Below are 24743 nucleotides of genomic sequence, written 5' to 3' on the forward strand. Positions count from 1 at the left end.
TGGTTAAGTAGATTTTGCCGACACAGCTTTCGCTTCAGCCGCTTGGTCAATCTTTTTGCGAATATAAGCACGGATGGTTTTATAGCCCCCGGCAACAAGATAGAGCGCACAAACAGCAGTGCAGCCATAAAGTAATGCAGTTTGAACCAATGTCATTTGCCATTCCTGAAATGATGTAGCAAGAATGATGCGCCGTTTCTGGCGCATCAAGTGATAAATAGTGCGATTGCTTACTGTTGTTCGCTGCTGCCCAGCAAGTCAGCCAGAGCGGTATCTACAGCACCATCAATCTGACTATCCAGGTCAGTTTTGATTTGTGTTTTAACCGCTTCTTTTACCTGGTCAGAGAGAAGCGCTTTTTTCACCAGATCGTCATTCACAATATCTTTAATTTCTGCCATTTTTATTACCTCATTTGATTTGCATTTAAATACGGAGGAAATCCATGAATGAAGCCTCATGATATTATCCCCTTTTCGAGTTGATTCTTATTGAGCGGGTTTTTCTGGCCATTCTGGCTTACTGAGGTCGACATTTTTCAGTGCCTCGATATAGTCAAGCCAGGTCTGTAATTTGGTTTTGTTAGCGTCAGAGAGAGAACCCAGCATCAGCGCAGTCTGCCATTCGCCGATAACCTGGCGGGCTTCAGTGATTAACTGGTTCTGTTTGGCTGTTGCTTCAGCCAGCAGGGCATTTTTCTCAGCCTCTTCATCCTTAACCCAGGCTTTCCCGTCCCACTTCTCGTACTGCCCGGAGGGAGCTGTCGTCACCACGCTCTCCGGCAGTGGCCCCAGCAAGTCAATCACAGTAGATGCCCCGGAGGTGATATCATAAACAGTAACACCGCGATGGTCTTCGGTGAGCGACCAGGCCTGTTTGGCTTCATCAAAAATAGCAGCATGGTCGACGGGAATTGCCGGTGGCGCTATTTCTGTGCAGTTGGCGGGTAATCCTGTATGCGGTGCGATATACGCATCACCGGCACCAATAAACTCACTGGTGTCTGCACGTAAATTAAATACTTTAATGGTCTGAGCGTTATCGGACATTTTGAAAGTCATGCGAGCCTCACAATATAATTAAATGCGATGTTTTTAACGGTATTTTCCGCATTACCGGCTGCGGCGACCGTAATAGTATGACCGTGTGTGCCCATAACAATGGTATGAGTATGTGCACCGATGTCCACGGTATGGGCATGGGCACCGAGAACCACGTTATGGGTATGCGAACCGATAGCGACGGTATGAGTGTGTGCACCTGCGGATGAAGTCGTAGCACTTTTACCACTTAAAACATAACTACTTCCAGATGCTCCATTTCCTCTAGGGAAATAAGGTGCTGTATAAGTATGGGTATGCGCCCCTGCGCTATTGGTAGTCTTTGTTCCATAATCAAATGCCGTGGTCGCTTTTGTCCCCAAATCCGTGTTTGACGTGGTTTTCGTACCATAATCAAAGGCGGCTGAGGTCTTGGTGCCGAGGTCGGTATTTGACGCCGTTGCGGTATGCCCGTGAGACTTAATTCCGTCAGCTTCGAGACTTAATAATGCACGACCGTCAGGCGCACCTTTAATGGTCTGCCCGCGCATATCGGGCAGTTTGCCGGATGGATAGGCCGCAGCGGTTTTAGGGTATTTGGCGGTGTCAAATGTCTGCCCCTGCATGATGGCGTAGCCGTCAGGCGGTGTGGTTGTCGGCCACGAGAGCGGAGTCCCCACAGGCACAGCAACCGATGCAGCTGCAGCCGCAATCGCTGTGGCAATGGCTTTTATGGCCGTCAGCAACTGGTTATTCTTCGACGGGTCAGGCACCATCTGAGCTTCAGCCAGAATATTTTTATTCTCGGTCTGAATATCAATAATGCCGCCCTGAAGCGCATTCATGATTTTGGCGTAAACGATGGTGCCTTCCGCGCCGGTTGACGGGTCGCCATCGTGAAATAATCCATCGTCGGTATCAACCGGCTCGATAATATCTTTCATTACGTTCTATTCTCCACGTAATTAAATACAACCTGTGTATGAGCAGGTTTTAAATCGCGGAATATGCTCTCCAGCATATTCTGGCCAAATGACATCAGGCGCTCACACGTAGCCGAACTGCCGCAGCGGAAGCGGTACACCGGCACCTGACCATCCTGAATATTCACGATCCAGACCCAGACAATTTCCGGTATCCAGAGCCTGTCCCCGCAGCGGTTACGGCCACAGCGGAACGGCTCCGGCTCGTCGATGGTGACGTCATAGCCCAGCGACTTCGCCAGGCGGATAAAATAGCTGCGACTCAGCCCTCCGGTTTCGTTCAGCTTCGCCATAATCTGCTGGCGGCGGGCCTGAATGGTCATCCCGCTGCTGACCGATAAGCCCAGCACGCGCTCCCAGTCCGACAGAAGCGCGGCGGCGGTGAAAGGCGTCACGCCGTTCAGCACGTCCTGAGCACCACGCTCGACGTTTGCCAGCGCGTTACCTTCGGCCTGCAGCTCCGCGTTCAGGCGCTGGCCGTTACGGGCATAGCCATCAGGCAGCAGCAGATACAGCAGCTCGCGGTAGTCGTTCCCGGTCATTTCAGCTCGTCCACGGTGATAGTGCCCGGACGTATCCACTGCACGGTTTTGTCGCTGACTTCCGGCACAATGTTACCTGTCGGCGTCACCAGCTCGTAATCCACCACGCCGGTGATATCGGAAATAAGCGCACCCATCTGGGTTCTGACCGCAATCTCTCCCGGAGCCAGACGGCTGAAATAATCCGTCAGCACCAGGGTTATCTGTGCCCTGGCCTCATCGGGCGAAAGCCCGTCAAGGCTGACTTTGACAGAGATATCGGTACTGAGCGGCTCAGGAGCCATTATCAGCGTGTCTTTCGCCGTCACCGGGCGCTGGTCGTCGATATGGGCCTGCACCGCCTTGAGGGTCTCCTCGGAGGGCAGGCCGCCGCTGGCGGTAATCACCACGTCCACGGTGCCATAGCCCCGGCGCAGGGGGTAAACGTAAGCCTCTGATACGCCGCTGACCTCCATCGCCCAGCGGCGGTAGTCGTATTTGTTGCCCCCGGCAGGCGGGCGGCGCATCAGCTCCAGCAGACGCGAGAGTAGCGAGTCATCGCTCTCGGCATCCGTGCCACCGCGCATGGTCTTAATCGTCACCGAGCTGTCGATGCCCTGCGGCGCACTGAGCAGCGTGGCGGCAGTGTTGTCGCTGAGGTTGCCCATGACGCCAGGTGTCATGGCGCTGGCGCTCACGGTGACGGAGCCTTTATCGCTGAGCGTGGCCTCTGCCGTGGTCTGGTACAGCACATTGCCGCCGCGTGGACGGAACTGAAGACCGCTGGCCACTTTCAGGCCCACCGAACCGGTGAATATCGCCTGACCGCTTGCCGCGCTGGCGGGTTTGGGTGACAGACCACGTGAGCGGGCGTGCATCACCAGCCAGTCATGGTCGGCGGTGTCAGGGAATATCTGGCGCAGTATCCAGCCCTGGTCGTTATACAGCCCCTGAGCCACGCCGGAGATGGCGTTCGCCCGGATGGCATAGTCGCTGTCCCCGGAGACGTCCGCATCCGGGAGCTGGTTGCGGATATCCCGTAGCTGTTGTTGAGTAATGTCGGTGAGTGCCGGTACGCTGCGTGCCATAATTCCCCGTTTAAACCACTTTGACCGGATGCCGGAAGGTGAGTACATCCCCGCCCGCGCTGGTGACCGTGATGGAAAGCAACAGCCAGCCGGTTTCAGGCGAGGTGACAGCCACATCCACAACGGTCGCCCGTTTGTCATCAATCAGCGGCTGCAGCGCCTGTTCGGCATACTGGCGAGCCAGCGTGCGGGTCTGCGGCGTATCCTTTGCGCGGGCCAGTTCGTGCAGGCGTGACCCCATCTGCGGGTCAGCCCAGTACGTGCCTTTGCGGATACGCAGACGCAGCCAGACCGCGTTATGCAGGTCGGTACAGCGCTGTCCGGTGTAATCGCCGGTGGTGTGATCGATATAGGCGTCCATAGCGGTCAGAATGCCGCAGGAGCGGTAAGGCAGGAAGGTACGGGGGTGAAGCGGCTAAGTCCGGGGCGGGGATGCCCCGGTGAGGTTATGCGTTTTTGGGCGGGCCTGACGGCCCATCCGGGGTGTCGTGGATGTGAGGCCCAATTTTAACACCGTTGATGGTGACTGCCACCGAGGTGATAGTGCCGTCCTTATGGCTGATATTACCCTCAAACGAGGCTGTTACGCCACCGTCACCGCCTTTGATGGCCATACCGCCGTTGCCGCTGATAAGCCCCTGCGCAGTGAGTTTTTCTGACGTACTCAGCTCCGGTGTGGTGAATACCACCGACTCCGAGGCATTCACTTTCATGCGCTTGCAGTCTAGCTCCCAGTCGTCGCAGGTGATGGCGATGATTCGGTTACGTTTCAGCACGATGCTGGCTCCCTCATCGGTATAGATGGCCACCTCGCCGGACTTCAGCCCCTGCAGACGATAGCTGCTGTGTTCGGTGGCAATTACGATCCCGTGGCTGGTACGCCCACCCAGCGGCAGTACAATCGCCATCGCGCCCTCTGGCGGAACGGTGGTGAAGCCATACTGCTGGAACATTTCGATGCCTTCAAGCCCTTCAGGGGCCAGTCCGGCCACCTGGGCGGTCTGTACGCCGCAAGTGGTAGTGATACGGGTCAGCACGCCGCGAAAGGCCAGCCGCAGCCCACTGAGTGCTTTACGGATGCGTTTATCCACCAGTCCAGAAAAATCAGGCATTATCGACCTGCTCCCATGTTGTCCACAGTCCCTTGTCTTTTTTGCCGCGCCGGTGCCCCTTGCGGTGCCCGGACTTCGGATATGCATCCGGCAACCAGATACCGTCCTCACGTAGCAGCAGCGTGGTTTCCTGCCGCTGGCCACGTCCGCCCCGGAAGGTGCGCTGCATGATGAAGTAAACGTCATCCAGCCCGTGAACGTCGCTTTTAACAAAAACCCGCTGACCCGGTGCCCACAGCGTGCCACTCGCGGTAGTGAAGCCACGCAGGGTGGCCGAGAGCGCAAAACCGTTCAGCCTCGCATCCGCCTGCAGCTTGCGGGCGCGGAACTGCACCTCTTCATCGCTCTGCGAATCACCCTCCACCACGATACGCGGGCGCCAGAGCGTCATGGTGGTGTCTTTCACCGTGCATTTGCGGTTGGCCTTGCCGTCCTCATGCCCGGTGCCGTGCCCCTGCGCCAGTACCGTGGTCTGAGAGTAACGCCCGCTCATATCGGTACGCTTGCCCAGCCTGAGCAGGTTATTGTTCTGGCCATCACGGTGCATGATGAGCGTATCCACCGGCGCGGCGCTATAGTCCGGCCCGCCGATAATCAGCGTGCCGTCCGGGGCCATCCACGGCCACAGGCCGCTCATCTCAGCGACGCGCTTCAGCGCATCCCACGCACTGTCGCCCGGCTCGATGCTGACCTTCTTCACGCTGCCGGGGTTCTCAGCCTGCATGCGAATAGCGGTCACGCCCAGCGGCTTAATCACCTGCGAAATAACCTCCTGCAGCGTCATTTCCTGCGCGGTAAAAATGGGGGCCGAACAGTCCACCAGTACCGCCGCTGCATCGCGACCGTTCAGCTCAAGCATATGCTGGCCACGGCTCACGTCATGGCTCAGCTCATCAATCATGCCGGTCATGATGGTACTGTCGCCGTAGCGCAGCTCGGCTTTGGCTCCGGCTTCCACATTCGTGGGCAACACCGGCTCTGCGGTGCCGACCGACAGCTGCCAGCCGCCCGCAGGGGTCAGCAGGTCGGAATCCACCTCGAAGCGCTCCCAGTCGTCATGCGACCGGCCCCCGATACGCAGCGTCAGGCGCTGCTCATCTTGCCCAGGCATACAGCACATCTCCCGGATTCAGGTTATTGGACTGGCGCAGTGATGGATTGAGGCGGGCCAGCTGCGTGGCGCGGGAAGCGTCGCCGTACCACTCAAACGCCAGCAAGGGCAGATTACAGCGGCGCGTCACCTGACGCTGTACCAGCGGCGGCAGCGCCAGTATCAGCCCGCGAGCCTGCTCCTGCAGGTGCCCGGCGCTTTCCTGCAGCGCAGCAATGATGGCCTGATCCTGACGGGTATCCGGCGTACCGGCCTGCTCGCGAACGGCGGTGGCCATACGCGCCGAGACGGACGCCCGCTGGGCGGCGATAGCCTCCACAATCAGGGTGCGCACGTCGCCGGTGATGCGCTCGATATCGGTCGAGGACAGCGTCGGGGAGGCGGTCTCATTCACAAAAATATCGCTGGTCGTATCAGTCATTTCGCTGACGGCCACCAGGCGGATGGCCTGGTTAATCATCTCCGTATCGCTCTGTGGCATCACGCTGGCGCGGCGCAGGGTGGAGGCGAACACGCTGCCGGAAGACATGGTCTGCTGCGCGGTGGTGCGCTGCGCCGGTAATGTCAGCATGGTGTCCTTCAGCCCGGTCAGCGCGTTCCAGTCCGACAGGCGGGAAGCTTCGCTCAGTGACAGCCGGTCAGTGAATGCGCCGGTCAGGTGCTTCAGGTCGGAGATAAAGGCGGTCGGATAGTCCAGGTAATTTAGAGCGCTGCCGATAGTGGACTGCACTTCGTTTGCCAGGGCGTTGACCACGTACTCGGCTGAGGCGATGATATTGGTGACGCGGGCAATATCCTGTTGAATGTCGCGCAGCGTATCCATTGCGTCCCCGAACCAGCTGACGGCACTGTCGAAAATACTGTCGCCGTCTGCCTCGTAATGGGTGGTGGCAAACAGCGCATCAGGCTTGCCGCTCTCCACAAAGACCAGGTCTACGGTGACGGCGTTAACCGGCTCCACCTCATGGAATACCCCGGCCTCCAGAAACTGCACGTCCGGCACCGAGCCATATACCGGGTGAACCAGTTCGCCAGTGCCCGCCGTTTTAAGGGCGTTTAAAAAGGCTTTAAGCTGCGTCTGATAGCGATTGCCCCAGAAGAGTGCCTGCAGGCGGAAGTTCACCGCTTTCAGCCCCTGGTCTTCCACCTCTTCGCCGTCCCGGTACGGGTAAGCGTAGGACACGGTGTCCTTTGCCAGCGTGTCGCGGGTAAACAGACAGTCGAACTCCACGCCCCGGAACGAGGCCGGCATCAGCAGGTCGACGCCCAGCGCCGAAGCGATTTCATTGATAGCATCCGCCATTACTGCCTCCTTGAATCAACGTCAACCCGGCGCAACACCGCGTCGGTAAGCGCGCGCCCGTCGAGATAGAAATTTGCGTTAAGAACGGGTACCGGCGGGGTTTTAGCCGGAGATGCAGCACCACCACCTGCGCCAGCAGACGTTGCAGAGTTGTGCTGCTCCATGAAGTGCTTCATTTCATTGAGCGCATCGAGCGCAACAGGGATATCCACGGCGCTGTTTTGCTGAAGATTGTGCTGCTTTAACCGCGCCAGTTCGCCCATTTCGCTACTGTTACTGACTGTGCTGCCGGGCGTAAGTGCAAGCGCACCAACTGTCCAGGGGTTAATCAACCCGGCACCACGCGTGAGCAGTCCGTCCTCAAGAACACCACCGGCCCAGTGAGCACCACGCGCAACTGCACCTCCGGCACGGCTTAAAACACTCCCGGCGCGGCTGGCTATGCCACCAGAGGCAGCGATTTCTGCCCCTTCAGCGGCAACAGCAGACCCACCACGGAGAACGCTCCACAGTTTTTTCCCACCCAGCGCCACAGCGCCACCGAGTCCGGCTCCGCCTATAGCCCCCAGCCCCTGAATGGCTGAATAAGCACCGCTGATAGCGGTTGTTAATTTCGGAAACTCCTGTGCCAGCTCAGCCGCTTTATCAGCAGCCTCCCCAACCCACTTAGAGAAAGGAGAGGCAGTATCATTAGACGAAAAGGCCGCTTCGTTTTTGGCCTTGTTGACCTGAAATGCCGGGCTGTCCTTCACCAGTTCAAAATCAAGATCGGCAGAGGTTTTACCGGCAGGCATATCAAACTGCTCGTTACCTTCCCCGACCAGCTTGTGATAGTAGTCCTTGTTGCGTTCCCAGTTCAGGAAGCCCATGCGGGAGTATTCATTGGTAAAGATGCGTCCAACATTCTGCCCATGAATCTGATCGCGGCGTGCTTCCAGCTGCGCTCTGGCCTCACCGGGAGCCGTGCGGGCAATCTGCTTATTGAGGGCCACGAACTGAGGATCGTGATCGTCCATGCTGCTAATGGCCCGATCAACAGTATCCAGCGGCGTCAGCCCTTTTGCCGCGTCGGCACGCATCAGGGCACGTATATCAAGCCCGCGCTTGCCGACTTTAATCTGCTTGAAGTTGTTGGCCAGCGTCGGTGAGGACAGTTCAGAGAGCAGATTGGTGGTGAAAGTCGCTGCCTCTTCAGGAGAGCCAGCACCGCGTGCAGCTGCCTCGAAGAGTGCAGCAACCTGTGAGAAGCCGGTACGGCCATGCAGACCAATGGACTTGGCGGACTCCAGCGCCTTTGGCATTTCTTTGGCCAGCAAAGGTACATCCACCATGCCGTTCTGCGCCATTGTGGTGGTCACGCTAAGGCCCGCACGGGCGTCCTTCTCATTCAGACCGAAGTTAAACGCGCTGGACTGCAGGCTGGCAACAGAGGCCGCATCGGTCTCTGTTGCGGTTGCGTTCTTCATTACGCCAGGCAACGCACGAAAAGCCTGCTCTCTTGTCATGGTCCCGGAGCGGAGCATCACCTCCAGACCATGAAAAGCGCCATTGATATCGCCACCACCTTCACGCAACGCGGTTTTGATCGCACCGTCGATATCCGTCATCCCCGACTGTCGTCCGGCGAGGTTGTCATGCTTGTAGGCGAAGTTGGCCACCTTACGCAGCTCGGAATCGTACTGCATCTGATTTTCGATGGGCTTACGCATCACCATCGCACCGGCAACAAGACCGCCGCCAATAGCGCCCACCGTTTTTCCCACGCAGGCAAGGCGCTGATAGCTTCGCTCTGTCTCGCCCAGTTCGCGTCTGAGCCTCGCAACGGTAGCCTGCGTCTGGTTCCATGCGCGGCTCTGCTCGCCGGCACTCATGGTGCCGCTGCGGGACAGGCGGTTGTACGCGGCCATCGTCTGGTTAATCTCGCGCCGGATGGACTGCTCGGAGCGGATACCCAGCGTTTCACGGGCGCTGGCCATACGCCGGTACTCCTGCAGCACTGGAGCCGTGTCCTTCTGGGCACGCATCGTTTCAGCCATCTCATTACGCAGTCGGCCGACTGTTGAGATCATCTGCTGGTATGCACGCTCCTGCCCCTTTGCCGACAGGGTGCCGCTGCTTTCAAGCCGGTTCCAGGCGCTGATTGTACGCAGGATTTCGCGCTGTATGCTCTGTTCGGACCTGATTCCCTGAGCTTCACGATCGCGGGACAGTCGACGAAACTCTTCGGATAACGACCGGATTTTGGGCGTGGCATTGTCCTGCACGCCGAATTTAATCTGAGTATCAAAATCACGGGCCACGGGGCAGTCCTCTTAGCGGGAAGCAGCGCTGCGTGCCCTGTTGCGGGGGCGACGCAGGCTGATAACGGTGCGGTTTTTCTGCCAGGCTTTGGGGTTTTCCCGGCGGGTGATGGCGTCCAGCCATCCGGCCAGCTCTACAGTGCTGGCGCGTCGGATTTTTTCTTCTGAGATGCCGTATCGTCCGAGCCGGATAACCGTGTACCGGTATTCGGTGAAGCGCTGCTCGTGGATTTGAGCTTTTTTTTCACCTCGTCGCGCAGGGTGCGCAGGTAGGCGTAATCCTCGGACACCAGATTGTCACAGAGCAGCTCATAGGTGATGCTCTGCGCCGGAATGTCGCCAATCTTGGTCAGCGTGCGGGCCAGCACCGCAATTGGCACGCCTGCATCGGAGACGCCGTCTTCAATCACGGCAATCTCATCCCCGACCGTTGCCAGACCCAGCACCACGTCCTGGTGCAGTTTGCCATCAAACAGAATGCCAACCGGCAGTGAACCTGTGCAGGTAATGTTCCCGGACATCATTATTCCTCAATTTTGTTAAGCGCAAAGGCGGTGATGTTGATACGCGCCTCGTTATCCACGGTGTACTGCTCACCGACCTGCGTGACAAACACATCCTGATAAGTGGTGCGTTTGCCGCTGCCGAGCGGCGTCTGGGTCAGTTTTGCACCGGCAATCTGCGCCCAGTTGACATTGGTGTTTTTCGGCACCACCGCCGTGATGGACAGCTCCCATGTGGCAATACCCTGGGTATAACCTTTCGCCCGGCCAGTGCTGTTCATAGTCTTGACCAGCTTTTTCCCGGTTGTCTCGGTAGGGTTGAAGTCAGTGACTTCAACCTCCACGCTGTTAACGTCCAGGACAATAGAACCAACGTATTCAAGGGCCATTGTCGTCTCCTTACATCAGATAAATGACGGCGGCGAAGATGTGCAGACCGCGCACGACCGCTGCCGGAATGGTCGCCTCTGCCCGCGTATCGTCCTGAAGACAGCGGGTCACCCTGAGCTGGTCTTTCAGCGCGTCGACGTTCTCCACAATTTCCAGCTGCTCCAGCGAATACAGCACATCGAGCAGCTCGGAGCGGATACGCGCCAGTCGCGCATCGGTCAGCTTTTCACGCGGGAAGCGCTGGGTGTAGCGCGTCCGGCAGGCAAGACGCACATAGTCGAGCGAACGGATAATGGTAATATCCATCAGGGAGCGGTCGGTCACGCCAGCGGCATTCTTCACATAGGTGCTGACCGAGCGCACGATGCGCACCACGCTTCCGTCCACCTCAAACGGCGTCAGGCCGTTCATCAGCGCATTTTCCTGCTCGGTGCGCCCCGGCCAGTTATCCTGCGCCGTGATATCCATGCCCGGTAACGTCAGAGTGTTGAGCGGTCGGGCAGGATCGGATTCACTGGCGATAATGGCACCATAAATCGCCGCCAGCTCGCCGTTCGGGAGCGCCGAACCGGCATACCAGCCACAGGTAATGCGTGGGGCATTTACCCTGCCGGTGAGAGTGGTGCCGCTGGCAAGCGTCCCGTTCCAGCCGGTAACCCCCACCGCGCTGCGCTGCTCAAGCGGCCCGGAGACGTTATCCAGATGAGCGGACAGCTTTGCCAGCGCGTCATCGCTGGTGTAAGGCAGCATGATCAGCGTGTGCCCGGAGGCGAACACGGCGCTGAATGCCGCATCCAGCGAGGGGTCACCCTGACCGCCCCTCATGGGTGTCAGCGTAGCCGTGAGGCCGCTGGCGGTGATGGTCGGGGTCAGACCGCACTCATTACCGGCGCTGCCCTTGTTGCGGGCGGTCAGCACCAGCGCCTTGATTTTCTCCGGTGGATCGTCGCCATTTGGCGGGCCATCAATTTCACCGACCGTCGCGCTCAGTGGCAGGGAATCCTGCAGCGTAATAGCACTGGCCAGAGAAGCCATCACATCACCGGCTTTATCGCCCTGGCTGACGGCAACGGCAACGGTGGTGCCGCAAATATCCAGACGCACCTGACCTGAACCGCTTGCGGTGCCGTTAACCACCAGTGAGCCGGTTGCCGCCACGCCCGCTTCAGCATCATCCAGCCCGACAACCGTCAGCTGAATGTACTGGTTTGCTTTAATCGCCGCGCGGGCCATACGGTGGGCCTGCGAGCCGCGTCCGAAGTACAGCGCCGCCTCATCGTCGCTGAAGACGTTCACCGGCGTCAGTGCGTCGACCGTAGCGCTGTCGTGCAGACGCTGTGCGATAATCAGCAGCTTCTGGTCATTGGTGGCCAGCGCATGTGAGGCCAGCGTGGTATTGAACGCGAAATAAGCACCGGGCTTATAAATCGGGTTCGGAATAGTTGTCATATCCATAGTCATTTATCCGCCTTAGCTGCCGGAGCAGCAGATATCTCTGCATTTTTACCGGATGGTTTAACATCAGCAGCCTCAGCTGCAGCGGATTTAGCCTGTCCGGCATACAGCAACAGATCGCCATCCCGCAGGCGGCGCAGCCAGTAGGCTGTTTCCGGCACCTCCACGGCCTCTTTGTCGGTGATGTAACGGTCTGAACGACCCTCCACCGGCACCTGAATACCCTTACGGGCGATCACCTTAATCATCGTTGTCAGTCCTGTTCTGCATGATATCTTCGGCTACCGGTGCGGATTCACCTGGCTGGATGTAAGCCATACGGGTGCTTTCATGCCACGGCAGCGGTTTTTCGATGCGTCCTTTCCAGAGAACGAAGTCAGCGTCTTCATCGGTCGGCAGTTCCGGTGCGGGCCAGTGCCCGTTATCCAGCGCGTCTTCCATCCACTGCGTGCCGAACATGCACTCGTAGACCGCCACGCCCTTATCGTTAAATGCCTGCCCGGCTACGGGGCGCACGCCCCCGGGCTTCAGAAAATCAATCTTCAGCCCCAGGTCCTGCCCGGTAAGCAGGCGACGCACGCTGCGAATAAGGCGATAGCATCCCGGCTCTTCAATCCCCGGCCCGCCGTGGCGGAGCGCCTCATTGCTGCGCAGGTTGTAGTCCACGACAAACACGCTGAACCGACCGGTAACGAGGAAGCGGCGGTGGGACGTATCGTGCGCCCTGCTGCTGGTGATGCCCGAAAACACCACGCATACGCCGGGGAGCTGCCGCAGCGCCACGCCTATATCCGTGGCCAGCACGTTCCAGGTTACCACCGGGCTGTTAACCATCCGGCCCAGCCCCTGCTGCAGACGCTCGCACAGCGCTTTTTCGATGGTGGTAATCATCAGTACGCTCCTCCACCCGTGCGGTTACGGCTCCACAGATCGTCGCCACCGGAATAAAACTCGACGGTTGGTGTCGACGCATCGACGGTGCCGCCGTTCTCCGGGTTTGAACCGATACCGGCCTTGCCACTGGCGACCAGCTTCAGCCAGCTGATTGCGTCCTCGTAGCGCAGACGGATCACTTCATTGCAGGTATGCTCGTTACCGGTCAGCAGGTAACGGGCGATATCGCAGCAGTAATCACGCAGCGCATCCGGCACCTGCCGCAGCGGCAGACGATAGCGGGCACCGATATAGGCATCAATCCGGCCACTCGCCGCCCGAAGGTGATACGCAATGCGCTTGTCATCCGCTTTATCGCTGTGCCAGGGCGCTGACACGCTGACGGCATCGCGCTCGGTAAACCAGGCTTTGTAGTCCTCCGGGGTGGCATAGCTCATGGTCAGTTCCCCGTACCGGTGGAGCCGTAAGCCATCTGCCAGTAGCCGAATGCAGCGGCCCCACGCGCCTCGATGCCGAACTTGTACTCCGCCCGCATAAAGACGTCGTCTGAGTCCATATTGGTCTGGGAGACAAAATCAGGCGTTTCCCTGTCCTGATAGATAAGCGGCTTCAGAACCTGCGAGGTGTCCAGCAGGAACCACTGGGTATCAGAGGTCAGGTGCTGCACCACGATCACCTCAGCAGCTCCCCGGTAGAGGTTGGGCTTACCGTCTTCCAGGCGTTCAACCGTCACAAGCGCCTTTGCAATATCTTCCAGCGCCGGAGGCACGACCAGCAGATCAGGATTGATGTTCAGCGGACGGTCGTGGCGGTCTTTCAGCTTTTTCATGCTGGTACGCGCCGCGCCGAATGAGGCCTTAGCCGCATCCTGTGTGGCAACCGACAGCGGGGCTTTGCCCATGTTGCTGTAGGTCTTGTCACCAATTTTGTGACTGTTGCTGATAAACGGCAGGCCGTCATAGCACTTGGCGGTGAAGGCTTTATTCAGCAGTTCGAAGACCATTTCATCCGGCCACATTTCGGCACTCTGACCTGCAGCCGTCGCCTGTACGCCATAGATGCCCAGCTGGTCATCCTTGATATGGTTACGTTTGACGACCACCGTGGCCTCAAAATCCTTGTTGGGCACGGTAAAGTCATGCTCCAGCAGCTTGGTGAGTTGCTTCTCACCAATCCACTCGCGCATTTTTGGGAACATTTCCAGCCAGGCGTAGTAGTTTGCCGCCCCCGTGGACGGGATGCGGGTTGCCACGCGCTGCCATTGCGGTTTACCGAGCTTCAGCCCGCCCTGAAACGACTTTTTCAGGCTCATAAACAGCACGCTGAGGTTGGCTTTGTTGATTGCAGCCATAATCATTTTCCTTATAAATCAGTAAATCCAGACGCCGTCACTTTCGATCAGGATGATTTTTCCGGCGCTGCTGCGGGTGGCATCGCCAGCCGGAGTTTCACCGTCCGCAGGTGTACCGCCGTTCTCAGCAGACAGCGTCTGATTATCCAGGATGTAAGCACGGGTAAGCAGGCTCGCCTGAGTGATGGTGCCGTCACTGGCCCACTTGAACGCCTTACTGGCGCGGACGTTGATGAACTGAGCGCCATCCTCACCGGCACTGTTATCCACCGACTCGTCGGCGCAGCCTGCGTATTTCAGAGTCGCATCCTCCGTGCCGTTGACGGCAAAGCCGGTTTTGCTCACGCAGACGATGGCCCCCATCGGGATAACCTCGCCTTTGGCGACGGGCAACGGCACCAGAATGCAGTCACGCCACGGGGTGTCACGGGGTGCGGTGATCGCGGTCATTTTTTCCCTCCGGTCAGGTCTTCAGCGGTGAGGCCCATCTGGCTGCAGATGGCCAGCTGGTCGGCGGTCAGCTCAACGTTGTCGTTATGCTTACCGGTATCAAACGTCATGCCGTCAGACTGCATCTGTGACAGGGCTTTGATAGGTTTGCGGGTGCCGATCATCTTTTCCATCAGGCTGTAGTTGCTCTTGCCCAGCTCGCGCAGATTGTCCTCGTCTGCACCTTTCATTACGCGCCCGTCGCTCAGTGCGGCGGTCAGCAGGTTTTCCACTTTATCGCCCTGAATCTGTGAGGAGAGCGATGCCAGCTCGGTGCGCAGGTCGTCCACCACGGCCACCGGCACGTATTGGGTCGGGTCGGGCTTGCCGTTCTGCTGCCCGGAAGAGAGCGCGGCAATCTTCGTCTGGCCTTCCTGAATGGACTGGTCTTTTGCTGTCAGCTGAGCCTTGTGGGCCTCGATCAGCGCACTGATGCTGGAGCAGTTGGCCTCTTTAAGCTGCCCCTTCTGGAGCGCTTCAGCCGCTGCCTGAATAGCAGCCTCATCAGCCTCATTACCCAGCCCCATAATGGCGCAGAGGACGAGACGCAGGTTTTCGTTCATCGGTTGTTCTCCGTTATCAAAAAACATCAGGGACGCAGCCACCTGACGCATCCCGTCCAGCACCGGCATATTGGTGAGCGCGGCGTTAACCAGTTCGCGCACGTTCCCCTGCTCGTCATAGCGGAAGGTCGGTGACACGTAGCGGTACTCATCCGCCTGAATCAGCGAGGCGGCGCGTTCCGTCCACCTGACGTCAGCAAACAGGCCTTCGCCTTCCACCCAGCTCAGGGTCCTGAACCAGCCTGACGCAGGCACCGGGCCGCTGGCCTTCGGGGCATTCAGGGACTGGTGTTCATAGTCAAACGGGTAGTCGTTTACCCGGCTGTTAGCGGTATCAATCAGACGCTGCGCCAGCGCTGCATCCAGAAACCAGCGCTGGCCACCTGACGGCGCACCGAACCAGCCAGCCGGAAACAGCTGAATGCGGGCGGCGTTGTCCTTGTTGATGCCTGCAAGTGAGGCCGTGGCGAGCTTCCACATCGGTGTATTGCGTCCTGAAACTGTCAAAGTGAGGACAGAATAGGCGGCGGGCTGACAGCCCGACAGTTACAGGGGTGAAGCGGTAAGAACAGGGGGAGGAATCAGAGGGGTTAAAACAGTAACACCGTGGCTGCTCGGCGCAACCCCGTTTAAAACCCGTTTAAATCGCGCAGAATGGCGTTAAAACGAAGGAGAGGTAATACGTTACCCCTGAAAGCAGAAAAACGCCACAGCGTGCTTTTGTGGGCTTATCAGTCTTCCCCACCAAGGTGGTCAATGACGGCCTGGCGGATGGCGTCGTTATCATCCTCCGTCAGGCTGAGGAAAGGACGGGCCGGAATATCCGAGCCGGGGTGGTTGACCTGGCTGGCAAAGCGCCCGTTAAAGCGCAGCGCTTTTTTGTTGCGGGGACGGATAATGTGAGGGCGGGTTTTCCCGCCCTGCTGGTGAATGCGGGCGTATACCAGGTTGGTACCCACCACCGCCTGATCGTTATCGGCGAACGGTTCAATGGAGCCGTGCAGGCGTCGGGTCTTAATCAGCGGTTTACCGTCACGATATTGCAGGGGCTTCCACGCAGGACGCCCGCCCTGCACAAAGTTTTCATCCACCGCATCGAGCATGATACCGGCGACTTTGTTCATCAGCGGCTCACGGTGCTGGCAGCGCGAGGCCAGCTTGTTCAGCCAGTCACGGAACCCATCAGAGATATCGATATCAAGTTTCATGCGCCATCCTCCGGCAGTACCCCGTCAATCAGGCGTGCATGCGTAACAGCGGCAGGCGACCACGGCACCGAGGATACCGGCTCAAAGCCATCAGCGCTGCGGACAAGCGTGACCACGCTGTAGCCCGTTAAATCCTCTGCCACAACCAGAATGGTGTCACCCCGCTGCAGCACGGCTACCGGGTAACGGAACGCTGAGGCAATCCGTGCCAGCCACGTTACTCCGGCATCGCGCAGGCTGACCACCGTCTGCGCCGCTAAGGTGATCGCCGGCGACGGCAGGGTCGCGCTCTCGCTGATTGCCGCCAGCACCAGCGGCGACAGTGCGCCCACGCGCCGAAAGTCTTTGCCGGGACGCGCAGGCAGCGAGCGTACCCAGCCATCGAGGGCACGGTTCACTGCCGTGGTCAGCCGGTTATTGCGCAGCGTTTCATACACCGCCTGCGCGGCAAGGCGCGGAGGAGCATCCACGCTTTTCTCCAGCAGGGACTGACCCAGCCCGGCCAGATATCCGCGCCCCGGATTGAGGTGAAAGCCCGCGTCCGGCACCAGCATCTGGCCGGTCTCAGGATCGCGATACGCTTTGACCGGGCGCATCCCGCCATCCAGCCCATAAGGCTGTTGCACGGTTACCAGTCGACCGTCGCTGGTTTCAACGCCCACAGGGTGATTTGTCATCTGCGCTTCAGTCAGGGCGCGAACCCAGCAGCGGCAGTTGTAGCCATTCGGTGGGTAGATGGTCTGCCATATCGGGTCGTCCCAGCGAAAAATTCGTCCATTGAGTGCCGCGTGCGTCGGACGGGTGCGGTTGTCCATCACCGCGTTGTATTGCCAGTAGGGTCGGTCAGCAACGTTGCTCATCTGCTGCTGATAGCGACCCGCTGCATAGGCGGACTGGATGTTGGTGCGGAAAATGGTATCAAGCCGGTAGGGCATCAGCTTTTTGCCCTGCAACACGCCATCCTCATCGGCAACCAGCCCGCGCCCCAGCCAGCCCTTACGCTGCAGCAGCGGCTCCAGCTCGTCCTGGAACTGACGGAAGGTTGCTCCCTCCGTCAGCGAGCGCGTCAGGCCGTTGTGGATATCGCTGAGTACATCGAGTTTCGTGATACCGGCCACCACGAACCTGACCGCATGGGCTTCGTCCTGCATGTCCTTCCAGCTCAGGGTGGGCGTTAACCCTTTTGACTGGAAGTAAGCTATCGCCCGCGCCGGTGGCAGGGTCATGGCAAACCCCGCATTGACCTCACCCATACTGCTGCCCCATAACGTCAGCAACAAACACGGCCTGACCGACCAGCTCCTGCAGGGCCATGTCATCCAGCGACGGGTAGCTGGCCGCGAGCAGCTCATAAACCTCATCCGGGCTACGGGCTGCCTTTACCTGCGTAATCAGCGGTTTCAGCATCGCTTCAGCGGCGGCACTGGCCTGTGCTGCCAGCAGCTGCGGTGCAGCATCCAGCTGCAGCTGAACGCTGTCTGTCCCACTCTGCGGCACGGACAGGGCCGCAAGGCGGGCCTGCATCACCTGAGACAGCGCAGCATCGCCAGCCTGCTGGCGGGCCAGCGGCTTCAGGATGGTCTGCCCCTCCTGCGGCAGCGGGATACCGCTTTTCTCCGAAACCCAGTCTGCGGTGATGTCAAATCCCGCCAGCTGGGCGCGATTCACTACCTTCATCAGGCGTTCAAGGTCGACGGACTCGCGGGCGTCGAATTCAAGATACGGCGCACGCTCCGGGTTGAAACGGCCGTTCATCGCGAGCACCGGCCACAGCAGCTGCTGCGTCAGCGTCTCCGCCGACATCCATGCATCACCGACCAGCAGGTCGTGACGCACCTCGTTATGCACGTTGCCGAGTGCGTTAGTGGAGCTGGCCCCGTCGGCCTGGCTGGTCAGCGTCCCGCCGAGGATCACCTTCGACTGCACTTTCTCACACCAGCTCACCATATCGAAGAACGGCGCACTCTGACCGGCAGCAGGCGATTCAAATTTAATGTCAGCCGTGTTGGGAATGATCCCCCCACCTTCGCGGGCCAGCATACGAATACCGCGCAGCAGATCCAGGCGCTCTTTGTCGGTCATGGTAGAATCATATTTACCGATGCGAAACGGCAGGCCGTAGAGGTTCAGGAACTGCGCCCAGTCGCGGGCGGACAGGTTCTTGAACAGGTATGTCCAGACCAGCACGCGGAACAGGCCGCTCTGCGCCACCGGGCCGGATTTGGATTTGTGCTTATGCACGATCCAGCCCATGTCCCACAGCTCCTCGCCGCCCACGCTGCCCCGGTTCAGCCGGATGCTGTCCAGGTCAGTCTGCGGCATGGTAAAGGCCCGCGCCGGTCGCTTGTGAAAAGCCCCCGGAAGCCACAGCGAGCCTTTCCGGCTCCACTCAATTTCGATACAGGAAAAACCGTGGCCGATAGCATCGAGCATATCCATCAGCATTTCGCGGAACCCTGGCAAATGGCGCAGCCACCAGTCGGCCTCCGCCGCCACTTTTTTCTCCGCCTCTGTCGCATCCGGCGGCGGCTTGACGGAGAACGGCAGCGTCAGCAGCGCACGCTTACGCTTCGACAGTTCGGCAAACAGGTGGCCGTCACGTTCTTCCATATCGGTGAACAGGTCGCTCTGCGCCTGAATGTCACCCTGCTCGGCGGCGCTGAACAGCGCATAGACCCGCTGAATATCCAGCCCCGTAGAGGGATGCGTGGCGGTATCACCGTACAGAAAATCATCGCCAGCGCTCTGCATGCCCTGCGTTTTATCGCGGGTAAAAAAGCGTTTAAACGCGGTTTTAATGTCCATTTACCATCCTCCCGCTCCGAACCCGTCAGAGCCATAGTCGTCATCATCGTCATGCCTGCGGCGCGAAGGTGAATCCGGCTCTACCGCCTCCAGCTGGCTGACCGAAATAAATTCAAAGTTGCCCACGCTTGTGGACGCTATTGCAAAAAGCATATGCAGGGCATCCGGGCCGTCATCGTGGTCTGCCATCGGGAAATGCATTAGCTGCTCCCGCAGGGTGGCCAGCATGCGGCCAATCAGAATGCGCTCATTCTCCATAAACGGCTGTAGCGACTCGATACGCCCGAATTTGTCTGTGGTGGGAATAACAGAACGGGCCGGTACGGGCACGCCCGCTTTCAGCGATTCTTCAATCAGCGTCTCGCGTAGAAAGTCCTGGAACTGCACCGACTCAAACGCCCAGGCGACGCAGCCAAACTCGCGCTGCAGCTGGATAACATCGGTAATAATCTTTTTGGGGCGGCGCACGCGGATATCGGCGCGGACAACCTTGAGCACCTTTTTGATGCGGTGCCAGCCGCCAATCAGCAGAGCGCTGGGGTCGTTGCCCCGGCTGTTATGTTTGCCAAGCGACGGGTCGCAGGCGCCAAAGTAAATCAGGTCAGGCTCCAGCTCCCGCCACTCATGGATACAGCCGTGGAAGATGGCATGCTCACCGCTGACAGGGTCATTCTGGTATTCGGCGTCGAAGGCGCGGGTGCCGACGCGCACACGGATCAACATCAGCGCCAGCAGTGGACGAGCGGCCCACGAAACGCGGGAGCCTTTCAGCAGCGCTTTTTCATGACGGTTATAGAACGCCTTTGCGGCATTCTTACCCTTACCACGCAGCACCGCTTCCCACTCATCCCACAACGCCAGATTCTCTGGCCAGGCGAGGATGGCCTGAAAGCGCTTCGCGTTCCACAGCGGGTTTTTCATCGTGCGGGCCAGCACGGAATCGTAGTGCAGGATTGACCCGACGTAGATAACATCGAGCTTGACCCCGGCCCCGCCCAGTGGCAGCACCGTGCTGTTAAGCCACTTCTCCAGCTTGTCACGCTGCTTTGGCGTCACCACGTTCTCGTCGTTTTCGAGGTCATCGAGGTGAACCAGGTCAGGACGATATGCGCCGTGCTTACGGCCACGCAAACTCTGCCCCTGGCCAGCCGACTCAATTTTGATGCCCGACGCGGTCAAAATGCAACCGATACGCCACACGCGCCCCTGGCCGCAGGCTTCCGGGAAATCCAGCGCCAGACCGGCGTTATAGAGCAGCTCGGCCTTGATAACCTCCAGAGACTCCGCCGACTGAGCGGACGTGTCGAAGGCGATAATGATGAATTTTTTCAGCTCAAGAACGACGCACCACAGGTCAAACAGCTGCTGACCGAGGGTGGTTTTTGCCTCACCGCGCGGGGCGGCAATAACGTCATTCTCACTCTCAGGGCTGGTGACAATCTGCGGCAGGCGCTCATACAGATACTCGTGCAGCGCACTGGTTTCCGGGTGATGGAGGTGATGCTTAAAGTAGGTGTTTACGAAGAAGCGAAACCCGGTCACCGGGTCGCTGACCTGTAACCGGCGAGCCTGTATCGCCTCCGGGCTGCTGTCCAGACCACAGCTTGCGCTCTCTATGCGGTCGCGCAGCTCACCCTGAATACGGGCAATCTTCTCGCGGAAGGCTTTAAGCGATGATTTGGACGACACTTATCTGCCCTCAGTCCTGGCTGCGGTTCGCCAGCGCCGCCTCAATCTGCTCCAGCAACGCGGATTTTGCGTACCACACCGATTTGCCATAAAGACCATCGGCCTGGTGAATCTCGCCATCTTCAGTCTGTACCATCAGATAATCGCTTTGCACGTATACGCGAACGATGGTATCGGCCCGCACAGCATTGCGATCGTTCAGGGTAATAAACTGCTTAACGGGTTTGATAACTTCAGCCATATTTTTTCTCCACTATCTGCTGAAACTCAGGTAACACGTCCAGAAAGCCCGCCATCAGCGCCGGGTGCTTATCGCTGAGAAAGGCCGCTAAATCTTCCACTACGCCCGCCGCGACGATCAGACGATCGGTCTCCGGCAAAATGCGCTTGCTGGCGGCGATCATCTTGTTGAAGCCGTCCTGCAGCTTCGCCAGCAGACTGGCGTAGTCATCGGCTGGCAGCGCGGCCTGACCGTCTTCACCTTCACGAGCCTTGCGCAGCTGTTCCATCGCATGCTTATGGTGCTCAAGGAACTCCAGCAGCAGGTCACGGGTGATATCCTCCGGCACACCGGACGACAGGCGACGGGCCGCACGCTGCTTGTCCCAGTCGTCGCCGTTCTCCCGCGACTCACGACGCCAGCGGATAACTGACGCTACGCTGACCCCGTGCATCGGCCCCAGCACTTCGGGGGCGATGCCCTGGGCGATGTAATCACGCCTGACGGCATCCCTGACCGCTTTCGGGTGCGCCATCAGCGGCCCCCCGTGGCATCGGTGCGGCGATCTATACGGTCGTTCATACGCTCAATCGACTGCTTAATTTCCGAGAGCATGGCCATAATCTGCTCCTGATCGCGCAGGGCATCGGATTTGAGCTGAAACACGGTGTACATCTGGCGGTTTTCCTCCCACAACCGGTTAATCGTGGAGTGGAGCGTTTTGATCCAGAAGGTAAAACCGAATGAAAACACCCCCAGCAGAGCGGTCTGCCAGAAATCAGCGAGAGGGTTTGCGTCCATTTCTATTTGTCCTTATCCGGCACGGGCCAGAAAAAAGCCTCAAGGGCGTAAAGTTTTGCGGCGTTCGTCTGGCACCAGGCTCCGTAGTCGGTGGCATGCCGCAGCAGGGCGTCCGGGGAGAGGCCCGGACTGTTACCGGCATACGCGCCGGGCGCGGGTGGCATCGGGGCCACCGTGACCATCGCCCGTGGGGGCTTACTGTCCTGAACGACTACCGGCGCGGGTGTTACCACCACCGGCGTATCCGAGGGCTTTGGTATAGAGCTGCAGGCTGTGAGGCCCAATCCCGTTATAGCCACAGCCAGAAGTCTGCTTGTCCTGATTGTCATCGCTGACCACCTTACTGATATTCAGCTGCAGCAGACTGCTGGTCTGCTTCAGCTCAAATTCTTTATCAGCCAGCTGCCGGGCGAGCTGGTCAGCCCGCTCACGCTGCTGGCGCTCGTCATCCCTTGCCTGCAGCAGCGCCTGCTGCCCGGCCTGTGCCAGTTGCTGGCGTTCATCCGCACGGGCTTTTTTCTCATTGGCCAGCGTCGTATCGCCGTCTGCTTTCGCATCCTTGTGGCCGGAGTCATAGCCAGCGCTGTGCAGCCACCATCCGGCTCCGGCCAGCGCCGCGCAAAGCACGACGCCAGGTAAAAGACGGGTTAAAAGCCATTTAACTACGCTGTTCATCCTTGCCTCCCGCTGGCTGGGCAACAGGCACCTTCAGCTTCTGGTGAACCTGTACGCCTGCATGCGTTACCCAGGCACCGAGATACAGGCCCAGCGCGGCATCGGGCTGCCTGTCCATCACGACACAGATAATCAACGCCAGCGAACTGACAACCAGTGCCACCATCGTGGCGGCGTCGGTGGTGGACAGTCGGCCCTGTGGGTTGGTGATTAGCTCGCCCAGGCGGTTAAAGAGTGCCATCAGTACAATCCCCCGAATCATCCGGGAATCGTCTGGAACAGCGTGGCCTCGGCCTTTCTGCGTGTGTCCAGTCCCGGCAGAACTTTGCCGCCAGCCTTATTCCAGCGAAGAAACTCTGCTGCTGCGCCGTCCATATCTCCGGCATTAAGTTTTTTCAGCAACGTGGAACGCTCAAAAGCCCCCAGGCCGATGTTGTATGCCAGACTAACCAGCGCATCGAACTGGTTCTGATTTAGTGTTGCGGTAACAAGCTGGTTTATCGTCCGCTCGTATTGCAGCAGCCCGTTTCGCAGCAGTATTTCAGCAGTATCCTGGGATATGGACATCCCGCCGTGAACGGGGATACCCTCAACCGGTTCCGTCCAGCCGTAACCAATCGTCCAGACACCGACTGCATCCTGATAGGCATCAAGGCGTAACGCTTCAGAGCGTTTGATTAGCGCAATGCCGTTTTCGCTGGTTCTAAGAGACATAAAAAAACCCTCACATAGTTTGTGAGGGTTATTGTGCCGGGAGGCGTAACTCAGGGCGTGATACGGGGGTGAAGCGGTATGCCATTAGAACAGTGCCCCCTGTGCCGGGGAGGAGGTTGCCTGTCGGCGGCTGGCCACAATGGCCCAGGCACGGGTATTGCCGATGCCGAATTTCGGGCCGAGTACCGTGAGCGCCATGCGTAATGATTCGCCATCGGCCAGCATGCTGTCAACCTCGGCGAGAAAACAGCGGTTGCGCCACTCGCGCAGGGCACCGGCACAGCGGGGTATCACCAGCGAACTGTCACCGCCGAACCGCTTAACCAGCTGGCAGGTATTCTCGTCGCCGATAACCTCCCGCAGCATGGCCAGACGGCGCTCACCGGTGCCGCGCAGGCCGCGACCGACCGGAAAGCAGGCACCGCCAAAGCGCTCAATCAGCCGCTGCGTGGAGGGAAAACCTATCACATCGGCAATCTGACGGGCGGTGTCCGGCAGCAGCTCTTCGAGGGATTCAAGGTCAAACTCGCGCATATCACAGCCTCCCGTGACGTTTCGCGTCAACAATCAGCATTTGCATCAGCTTACGCACCTGATCGTCATTCAGCCACTCAACCGGCTTTTTCTCGCCCAGCATGTGCTCCACGATACCCTCCAGATAACTCCACGGACGGCCAGCCTCTGCCAGCATGGCCTCTATCTTGCTTAACATAGCTTTACGGCCAGTTGCCACGCGGGGACGGCGACCACGGGAAGATGGCGCAAAGCCCTGAGTACGCATGTACAGCACCACTTTTTCAAGCTCGGCGGTAGTGCAGTCACGCGCCGAACGCTTACCGGTCTGGCAGGCCAGCACGTCGCGATAGGTTTCATCATCCCAGCCGAGGGATGATTTGCCGGTATGAATAATGCGGATCAGATTCGCTTTCATTAGTGCGCCTCAGATGGAGGTGAAAAACAGGAAGTGCCAGAACGAAAAAGCCCCGCACAGGGCGGGGCTTGAACCAGTTTCAAATTGTCGTGAACAGCTTTAATGAATTAATTGGATCACAAACATCTCACCAAGTCAACGAAACTACTGTTTATCACGCCAAAGTTCAGCGTTTACTGCTTTTTCAGCAGTTGTGGCGATTTTGGTTACTGGTTCCACTACTGACTCAGTGGAGACGGGTTGTGAGCAGGTGATTTTTTCCTTTTTTTTGAAAGACTCAGGATATTGGAATCTGAGGGAATACAACCAGACGAGTGCGCATACCACGACAACCCCGGCCATCAAATCGATCCCATTGGCAATTCGCTCAAACTGATTGTCAGCGAATAAGCCACGAATCATATTCCATCCGGTAGCGAAAAGAATTCCTCCAATCGCAACATCCCTGAAAGTCTTCAACTTATCTGACATTCTGACATCCTTCTGAATCATCAATTTCAGGTAACGGCATCCAGTGTACTACTGGATTCAGAAAACTACGACCGCCACTGGCTCGCCATTCCCCCGAAACGAAGCGCCCGACAGAGCAGCATTCAC

34 protein-coding genes are annotated in these 24743 nt (G+C 58.6%); all 34 read right to left on the reverse strand.

From position 1 onward, the window contains the following. Positions 1-3 precede the first annotated feature (3 nt). The 34 genes from LU633_RS05815 to LU633_RS05980 all read right to left on the reverse strand — a co-directional run bounded on the left by LU633_RS05815 (position 4) and on the right by LU633_RS05980 (position 24617). Positions 4-156, reverse strand: a complete 153-nt coding sequence (locus LU633_RS05815; protein ID WP_016192699.1) for a DUF1378 family protein — start codon at positions 154-156, stop codon at positions 4-6. A gap of 74 nt (positions 157-230) precedes the next feature. Continuing rightward, on the reverse strand, positions 231-401 hold the full coding sequence (locus tag LU633_RS05820; RefSeq protein WP_152664264.1) for a DUF826 domain-containing protein: 171 nt from the start codon (positions 399-401) through the stop codon (positions 231-233). An 87-nt stretch (positions 402-488) separates the two neighbouring features. Next, positions 489-1061, reverse strand: a complete 573-nt coding sequence (locus LU633_RS05825) for a tail fiber assembly protein (RefSeq protein WP_016192701.1) — start codon at positions 1059-1061, stop codon at positions 489-491. Beyond that, a complete protein-coding gene (locus tag LU633_RS05830) occupies positions 1058-1984 on the reverse strand; it encodes a phage tail protein (RefSeq protein ID WP_016192702.1) in 927 nt (308 codons plus the stop codon). The genes LU633_RS05825 and LU633_RS05830 overlap by 4 nt, the downstream gene beginning before the upstream one ends. Beyond that, the gene (locus tag LU633_RS05835) at positions 1984-2565 is read right to left on the reverse strand and encodes a YmfQ family protein (RefSeq protein WP_016192703.1); all 582 of its coding nucleotides are present in this window, start codon (positions 2563-2565) and stop codon (positions 1984-1986) included. Before LU633_RS05835 ends, LU633_RS05830 begins: the two co-directional genes overlap by 1 nt. After that, positions 2562-3632 (reverse strand): baseplate J/gp47 family protein, encoded by a 1071-nt coding sequence (locus tag LU633_RS05840; protein WP_016192704.1) that lies wholly within the window; start codon positions 3630-3632, stop codon positions 2562-2564. The genes LU633_RS05835 and LU633_RS05840 overlap by 4 nt, the downstream gene beginning before the upstream one ends. Before the next feature lie 10 nt (positions 3633-3642). Then, on the reverse strand, positions 3643-3993 hold the full coding sequence (locus tag LU633_RS05845; RefSeq protein WP_016192705.1) for a phage GP46 family protein: 351 nt from the start codon (positions 3991-3993) through the stop codon (positions 3643-3645). Positions 3994-4078: 85 nt separating this feature from the next. Further along, positions 4079-4744, reverse strand: a complete 666-nt coding sequence (locus LU633_RS05850; protein ID WP_016192706.1) for a phage baseplate assembly protein V — start codon at positions 4742-4744, stop codon at positions 4079-4081. Further along, on the reverse strand, positions 4737-5855 hold the full coding sequence (locus LU633_RS05855; protein WP_016192707.1) for a phage baseplate assembly protein: 1119 nt from the start codon (positions 5853-5855) through the stop codon (positions 4737-4739). The genes LU633_RS05850 and LU633_RS05855 overlap by 8 nt, the downstream gene beginning before the upstream one ends. Then, the gene (locus tag LU633_RS05860; protein WP_016192708.1) at positions 5839-7158 is read right to left on the reverse strand and encodes a DNA circularization protein; all 1320 of its coding nucleotides are present in this window, start codon (positions 7156-7158) and stop codon (positions 5839-5841) included. Before LU633_RS05860 ends, LU633_RS05855 begins: the two co-directional genes overlap by 17 nt. Next, entirely contained in the window at positions 7158-9458 is a 2301-nt protein-coding gene (locus LU633_RS05865) for a phage tail tape measure protein (protein WP_016192709.1), read from the reverse strand. Before LU633_RS05865 ends, LU633_RS05860 begins: the two co-directional genes overlap by 1 nt. A gap of 134 nt (positions 9459-9592) precedes the next feature. After that, positions 9593-9982 (reverse strand): hypothetical protein, encoded by a 390-nt coding sequence (locus LU633_RS05870; protein WP_016192710.1) that lies wholly within the window; start codon positions 9980-9982, stop codon positions 9593-9595. Continuing rightward, positions 9982-10350: a hypothetical protein gene (locus LU633_RS05875; RefSeq protein WP_016192711.1), complete on the reverse strand. Its 369-nt coding sequence runs from the start codon at positions 10348-10350 to the stop codon at positions 9982-9984. Before LU633_RS05875 ends, LU633_RS05870 begins: the two co-directional genes overlap by 1 nt. 10 nt (positions 10351-10360) lie before the next feature. Further along, on the reverse strand, positions 10361-11812 hold the full coding sequence (locus LU633_RS05880) for a phage tail sheath C-terminal domain-containing protein (RefSeq protein WP_016192712.1): 1452 nt from the start codon (positions 11810-11812) through the stop codon (positions 10361-10363). Continuing rightward, a complete protein-coding gene (locus tag LU633_RS05885) occupies positions 11809-12054 on the reverse strand; it encodes a DUF2635 domain-containing protein (RefSeq protein WP_016192713.1) in 246 nt (81 codons plus the stop codon). The genes LU633_RS05880 and LU633_RS05885 overlap by 4 nt, the downstream gene beginning before the upstream one ends. Further along, the gene (locus LU633_RS05890; protein WP_016192714.1) at positions 12047-12697 is read right to left on the reverse strand and encodes a phage protein Gp37; all 651 of its coding nucleotides are present in this window, start codon (positions 12695-12697) and stop codon (positions 12047-12049) included. The genes LU633_RS05885 and LU633_RS05890 overlap by 8 nt, the downstream gene beginning before the upstream one ends. Further along, on the reverse strand, positions 12697-13137 hold the full coding sequence (locus tag LU633_RS05895; protein WP_016192715.1) for a gp436 family protein: 441 nt from the start codon (positions 13135-13137) through the stop codon (positions 12697-12699). The genes LU633_RS05890 and LU633_RS05895 overlap by 1 nt, the downstream gene beginning before the upstream one ends. Positions 13138-13139: 2 nt before the next feature. After that, on the reverse strand, positions 13140-14051 hold the full coding sequence (locus LU633_RS05900; RefSeq protein ID WP_040465838.1) for a Mu-like prophage major head subunit gpT family protein: 912 nt from the start codon (positions 14049-14051) through the stop codon (positions 13140-13142). An 18-nt stretch (positions 14052-14069) separates the two neighbouring features. Next, a complete protein-coding gene (locus LU633_RS05905; protein ID WP_016192717.1) occupies positions 14070-14501 on the reverse strand; it encodes a hypothetical protein in 432 nt (143 codons plus the stop codon). Beyond that, positions 14498-15583, reverse strand: a complete 1086-nt coding sequence (locus LU633_RS05910; protein ID WP_016192718.1) for a phage protease — start codon at positions 15581-15583, stop codon at positions 14498-14500. Before LU633_RS05910 ends, LU633_RS05905 begins: the two co-directional genes overlap by 4 nt. A gap of 251 nt (positions 15584-15834) precedes the next feature. Beyond that, on the reverse strand, positions 15835-16311 hold the full coding sequence (locus tag LU633_RS05915) for a phage virion morphogenesis protein (RefSeq protein WP_016192719.1): 477 nt from the start codon (positions 16309-16311) through the stop codon (positions 15835-15837). After that, positions 16308-17564, reverse strand: a complete 1257-nt coding sequence (locus tag LU633_RS05920; RefSeq protein WP_016192720.1) for a phage head morphogenesis protein — start codon at positions 17562-17564, stop codon at positions 16308-16310. The genes LU633_RS05915 and LU633_RS05920 overlap by 4 nt, the downstream gene beginning before the upstream one ends. Next, complete coding sequence (locus tag LU633_RS05925; RefSeq protein ID WP_016192721.1) at positions 17557-19116, reverse strand: DUF935 domain-containing protein; 1560 nt, start codon at positions 19114-19116, stop codon at positions 17557-17559. Before LU633_RS05925 ends, LU633_RS05920 begins: the two co-directional genes overlap by 8 nt. Next, a complete protein-coding gene (gene terL, locus LU633_RS05930) occupies positions 19117-20805 on the reverse strand; it encodes a phage terminase large subunit (protein WP_016192722.1) in 1689 nt (562 codons plus the stop codon). 10 nt (positions 20806-20815) lie between these two features. Next, the gene (locus LU633_RS05935) at positions 20816-21046 is read right to left on the reverse strand and encodes a hypothetical protein (RefSeq protein ID WP_016192723.1); all 231 of its coding nucleotides are present in this window, start codon (positions 21044-21046) and stop codon (positions 20816-20818) included. Beyond that, positions 21039-21560 carry a DUF1804 family protein gene (locus LU633_RS05940; RefSeq protein ID WP_016192724.1) on the reverse strand — a complete coding sequence of 174 codons (522 nt, stop codon included), beginning with the start codon at positions 21558-21560 and terminating at the stop codon, positions 21039-21041. Before LU633_RS05940 ends, LU633_RS05935 begins: the two co-directional genes overlap by 8 nt. Further along, positions 21560-21826 (reverse strand): hypothetical protein, encoded by a 267-nt coding sequence (locus LU633_RS05945; RefSeq protein ID WP_016169770.1) that lies wholly within the window; start codon positions 21824-21826, stop codon positions 21560-21562. Before LU633_RS05945 ends, LU633_RS05940 begins: the two co-directional genes overlap by 1 nt. Before the next feature lie 2 nt (positions 21827-21828). Continuing rightward, complete coding sequence (locus LU633_RS05950) at positions 21829-21990, reverse strand: hypothetical protein (protein WP_233481999.1); 162 nt, start codon at positions 21988-21990, stop codon at positions 21829-21831. A gap of 31 nt (positions 21991-22021) precedes the next feature. After that, on the reverse strand, positions 22022-22501 hold the full coding sequence (locus LU633_RS05955) for a hypothetical protein (protein ID WP_016192725.1): 480 nt from the start codon (positions 22499-22501) through the stop codon (positions 22022-22024). Then, positions 22485-22742, reverse strand: coding sequence for a DUF2644 domain-containing protein (locus tag LU633_RS05960; protein ID WP_232426924.1), 258 nt, complete (start codon positions 22740-22742; stop codon positions 22485-22487). Before LU633_RS05960 ends, LU633_RS05955 begins: the two co-directional genes overlap by 17 nt. A gap of 17 nt (positions 22743-22759) precedes the next feature. Next, positions 22760-23215 carry a lysozyme gene (locus tag LU633_RS05965; protein ID WP_016192727.1) on the reverse strand — a complete coding sequence of 152 codons (456 nt, stop codon included), beginning with the start codon at positions 23213-23215 and terminating at the stop codon, positions 22760-22762. A gap of 84 nt (positions 23216-23299) precedes the next feature. After that, positions 23300-23749, reverse strand: coding sequence for a hypothetical protein (locus LU633_RS05970; protein WP_016192728.1), 450 nt, complete (start codon positions 23747-23749; stop codon positions 23300-23302). Between the two features lies 1 nt (position 23750). Further along, complete coding sequence (locus tag LU633_RS05975; protein WP_016192729.1) at positions 23751-24146, reverse strand: gp16 family protein; 396 nt, start codon at positions 24144-24146, stop codon at positions 23751-23753. A 144-nt stretch (positions 24147-24290) separates the two neighbouring features. Continuing rightward, positions 24291-24617, reverse strand: coding sequence for a hypothetical protein (locus LU633_RS05980; protein WP_046372221.1), 327 nt, complete (start codon positions 24615-24617; stop codon positions 24291-24293). Between the last annotated feature and the right edge of the window lie 126 nt (positions 24618-24743).

Origin of the sequence: Erwinia tracheiphila, assembly GCF_021365465.1 — a bacterium.
Lineage (GTDB): Bacteria > Pseudomonadota > Gammaproteobacteria > Enterobacterales > Enterobacteriaceae > Erwinia > Erwinia tracheiphila.

Excerpts from the sequence above, each read along its gene's own strand:
- LU633_RS05815 (WP_016192699.1), bottom strand. The coding sequence starts at position 156 with ATGACATTGGTTCAAACTGCATTACTTTATGGCTGCACTGCTGTTTGT.
- LU633_RS05820 (WP_152664264.1), bottom strand. The coding sequence starts at position 401 with ATGGCAGAAATTAAAGATATTGTGAATGACGATCTGGTGAAAAAAGCG.
- LU633_RS05825 (WP_016192701.1), bottom strand. The coding sequence starts at position 1,061 with ATGACTTTCAAAATGTCCGATAACGCTCAGACCATTAAAGTATTTAAT.
- LU633_RS05830 (WP_016192702.1), bottom strand. The coding sequence starts at position 1,984 with ATGAAAGATATTATCGAGCCGGTTGATACCGACGATGGATTATTTCAC.
- LU633_RS05835 (WP_016192703.1), bottom strand. The coding sequence starts at position 2,565 with ATGACCGGGAACGACTACCGCGAGCTGCTGTATCTGCTGCTGCCTGAT.
- LU633_RS05840 (WP_016192704.1), bottom strand. The coding sequence starts at position 3,632 with ATGGCACGCAGCGTACCGGCACTCACCGACATTACTCAACAACAGCTA.
- LU633_RS05845 (WP_016192705.1), bottom strand. The coding sequence starts at position 3,993 with ATGGACGCCTATATCGATCACACCACCGGCGATTACACCGGACAGCGC.
- LU633_RS05850 (WP_016192706.1), bottom strand. The coding sequence starts at position 4,744 with ATGCCTGATTTTTCTGGACTGGTGGATAAACGCATCCGTAAAGCACTC.
- LU633_RS05855 (WP_016192707.1), bottom strand. The coding sequence starts at position 5,855 with ATGCCTGGGCAAGATGAGCAGCGCCTGACGCTGCGTATCGGGGGCCGG.
- LU633_RS05860 (WP_016192708.1), bottom strand. The coding sequence starts at position 7,158 with ATGGCGGATGCTATCAATGAAATCGCTTCGGCGCTGGGCGTCGACCTG.
- LU633_RS05870 (WP_016192710.1), bottom strand. The coding sequence starts at position 9,982 with ATGATGTCCGGGAACATTACCTGCACAGGTTCACTGCCGGTTGGCATT.
- LU633_RS05875 (WP_016192711.1), bottom strand. The coding sequence starts at position 10,350 with ATGGCCCTTGAATACGTTGGTTCTATTGTCCTGGACGTTAACAGCGTG.
- LU633_RS05880 (WP_016192712.1), bottom strand. The coding sequence starts at position 11,812 with ATGACTATGGATATGACAACTATTCCGAACCCGATTTATAAGCCCGGT.
- LU633_RS05885 (WP_016192713.1), bottom strand. The coding sequence starts at position 12,054 with ATGATTAAGGTGATCGCCCGTAAGGGTATTCAGGTGCCGGTGGAGGGT.
- LU633_RS05890 (WP_016192714.1), bottom strand. The coding sequence starts at position 12,697 with ATGATTACCACCATCGAAAAAGCGCTGTGCGAGCGTCTGCAGCAGGGG.
- LU633_RS05895 (WP_016192715.1), bottom strand. The coding sequence starts at position 13,137 with ATGAGCTATGCCACCCCGGAGGACTACAAAGCCTGGTTTACCGAGCGC.
- LU633_RS05900 (WP_040465838.1), bottom strand. The coding sequence starts at position 14,051 with ATGGCTGCAATCAACAAAGCCAACCTCAGCGTGCTGTTTATGAGCCTG.
- LU633_RS05905 (WP_016192717.1), bottom strand. The coding sequence starts at position 14,501 with ATGACCGCGATCACCGCACCCCGTGACACCCCGTGGCGTGACTGCATT.
- LU633_RS05910 (WP_016192718.1), bottom strand. The coding sequence starts at position 15,583 with ATGTGGAAGCTCGCCACGGCCTCACTTGCAGGCATCAACAAGGACAAC.
- LU633_RS05915 (WP_016192719.1), bottom strand. The coding sequence starts at position 16,311 with ATGAAACTTGATATCGATATCTCTGATGGGTTCCGTGACTGGCTGAAC.
- LU633_RS05920 (WP_016192720.1), bottom strand. The coding sequence starts at position 17,564 with ATGGGTGAGGTCAATGCGGGGTTTGCCATGACCCTGCCACCGGCGCGG.
- LU633_RS05925 (WP_016192721.1), bottom strand. The coding sequence starts at position 19,116 with ATGGACATTAAAACCGCGTTTAAACGCTTTTTTACCCGCGATAAAACG.
- LU633_RS05935 (WP_016192723.1), bottom strand. The coding sequence starts at position 21,046 with ATGGCTGAAGTTATCAAACCCGTTAAGCAGTTTATTACCCTGAACGAT.
- LU633_RS05940 (WP_016192724.1), bottom strand. The coding sequence starts at position 21,560 with ATGGCGCACCCGAAAGCGGTCAGGGATGCCGTCAGGCGTGATTACATC.
- LU633_RS05945 (WP_016169770.1), bottom strand. The coding sequence starts at position 21,826 with ATGGACGCAAACCCTCTCGCTGATTTCTGGCAGACCGCTCTGCTGGGG.
- LU633_RS05950 (WP_233481999.1), bottom strand. The coding sequence starts at position 21,990 with ATGCCACCCGCGCCCGGCGCGTATGCCGGTAACAGTCCGGGCCTCTCC.
- LU633_RS05955 (WP_016192725.1), bottom strand. The coding sequence starts at position 22,501 with ATGAACAGCGTAGTTAAATGGCTTTTAACCCGTCTTTTACCTGGCGTC.
- LU633_RS05960 (WP_232426924.1), bottom strand. The coding sequence starts at position 22,742 with ATGGCACTCTTTAACCGCCTGGGCGAGCTAATCACCAACCCACAGGGC.
- LU633_RS05965 (WP_016192727.1), bottom strand. The coding sequence starts at position 23,215 with ATGTCTCTTAGAACCAGCGAAAACGGCATTGCGCTAATCAAACGCTCT.
- LU633_RS05970 (WP_016192728.1), bottom strand. The coding sequence starts at position 23,749 with ATGCGCGAGTTTGACCTTGAATCCCTCGAAGAGCTGCTGCCGGACACC.
- LU633_RS05975 (WP_016192729.1), bottom strand. The coding sequence starts at position 24,146 with ATGAAAGCGAATCTGATCCGCATTATTCATACCGGCAAATCATCCCTC.
- LU633_RS05980 (WP_046372221.1), bottom strand. The coding sequence starts at position 24,617 with ATGTCAGATAAGTTGAAGACTTTCAGGGATGTTGCGATTGGAGGAATT.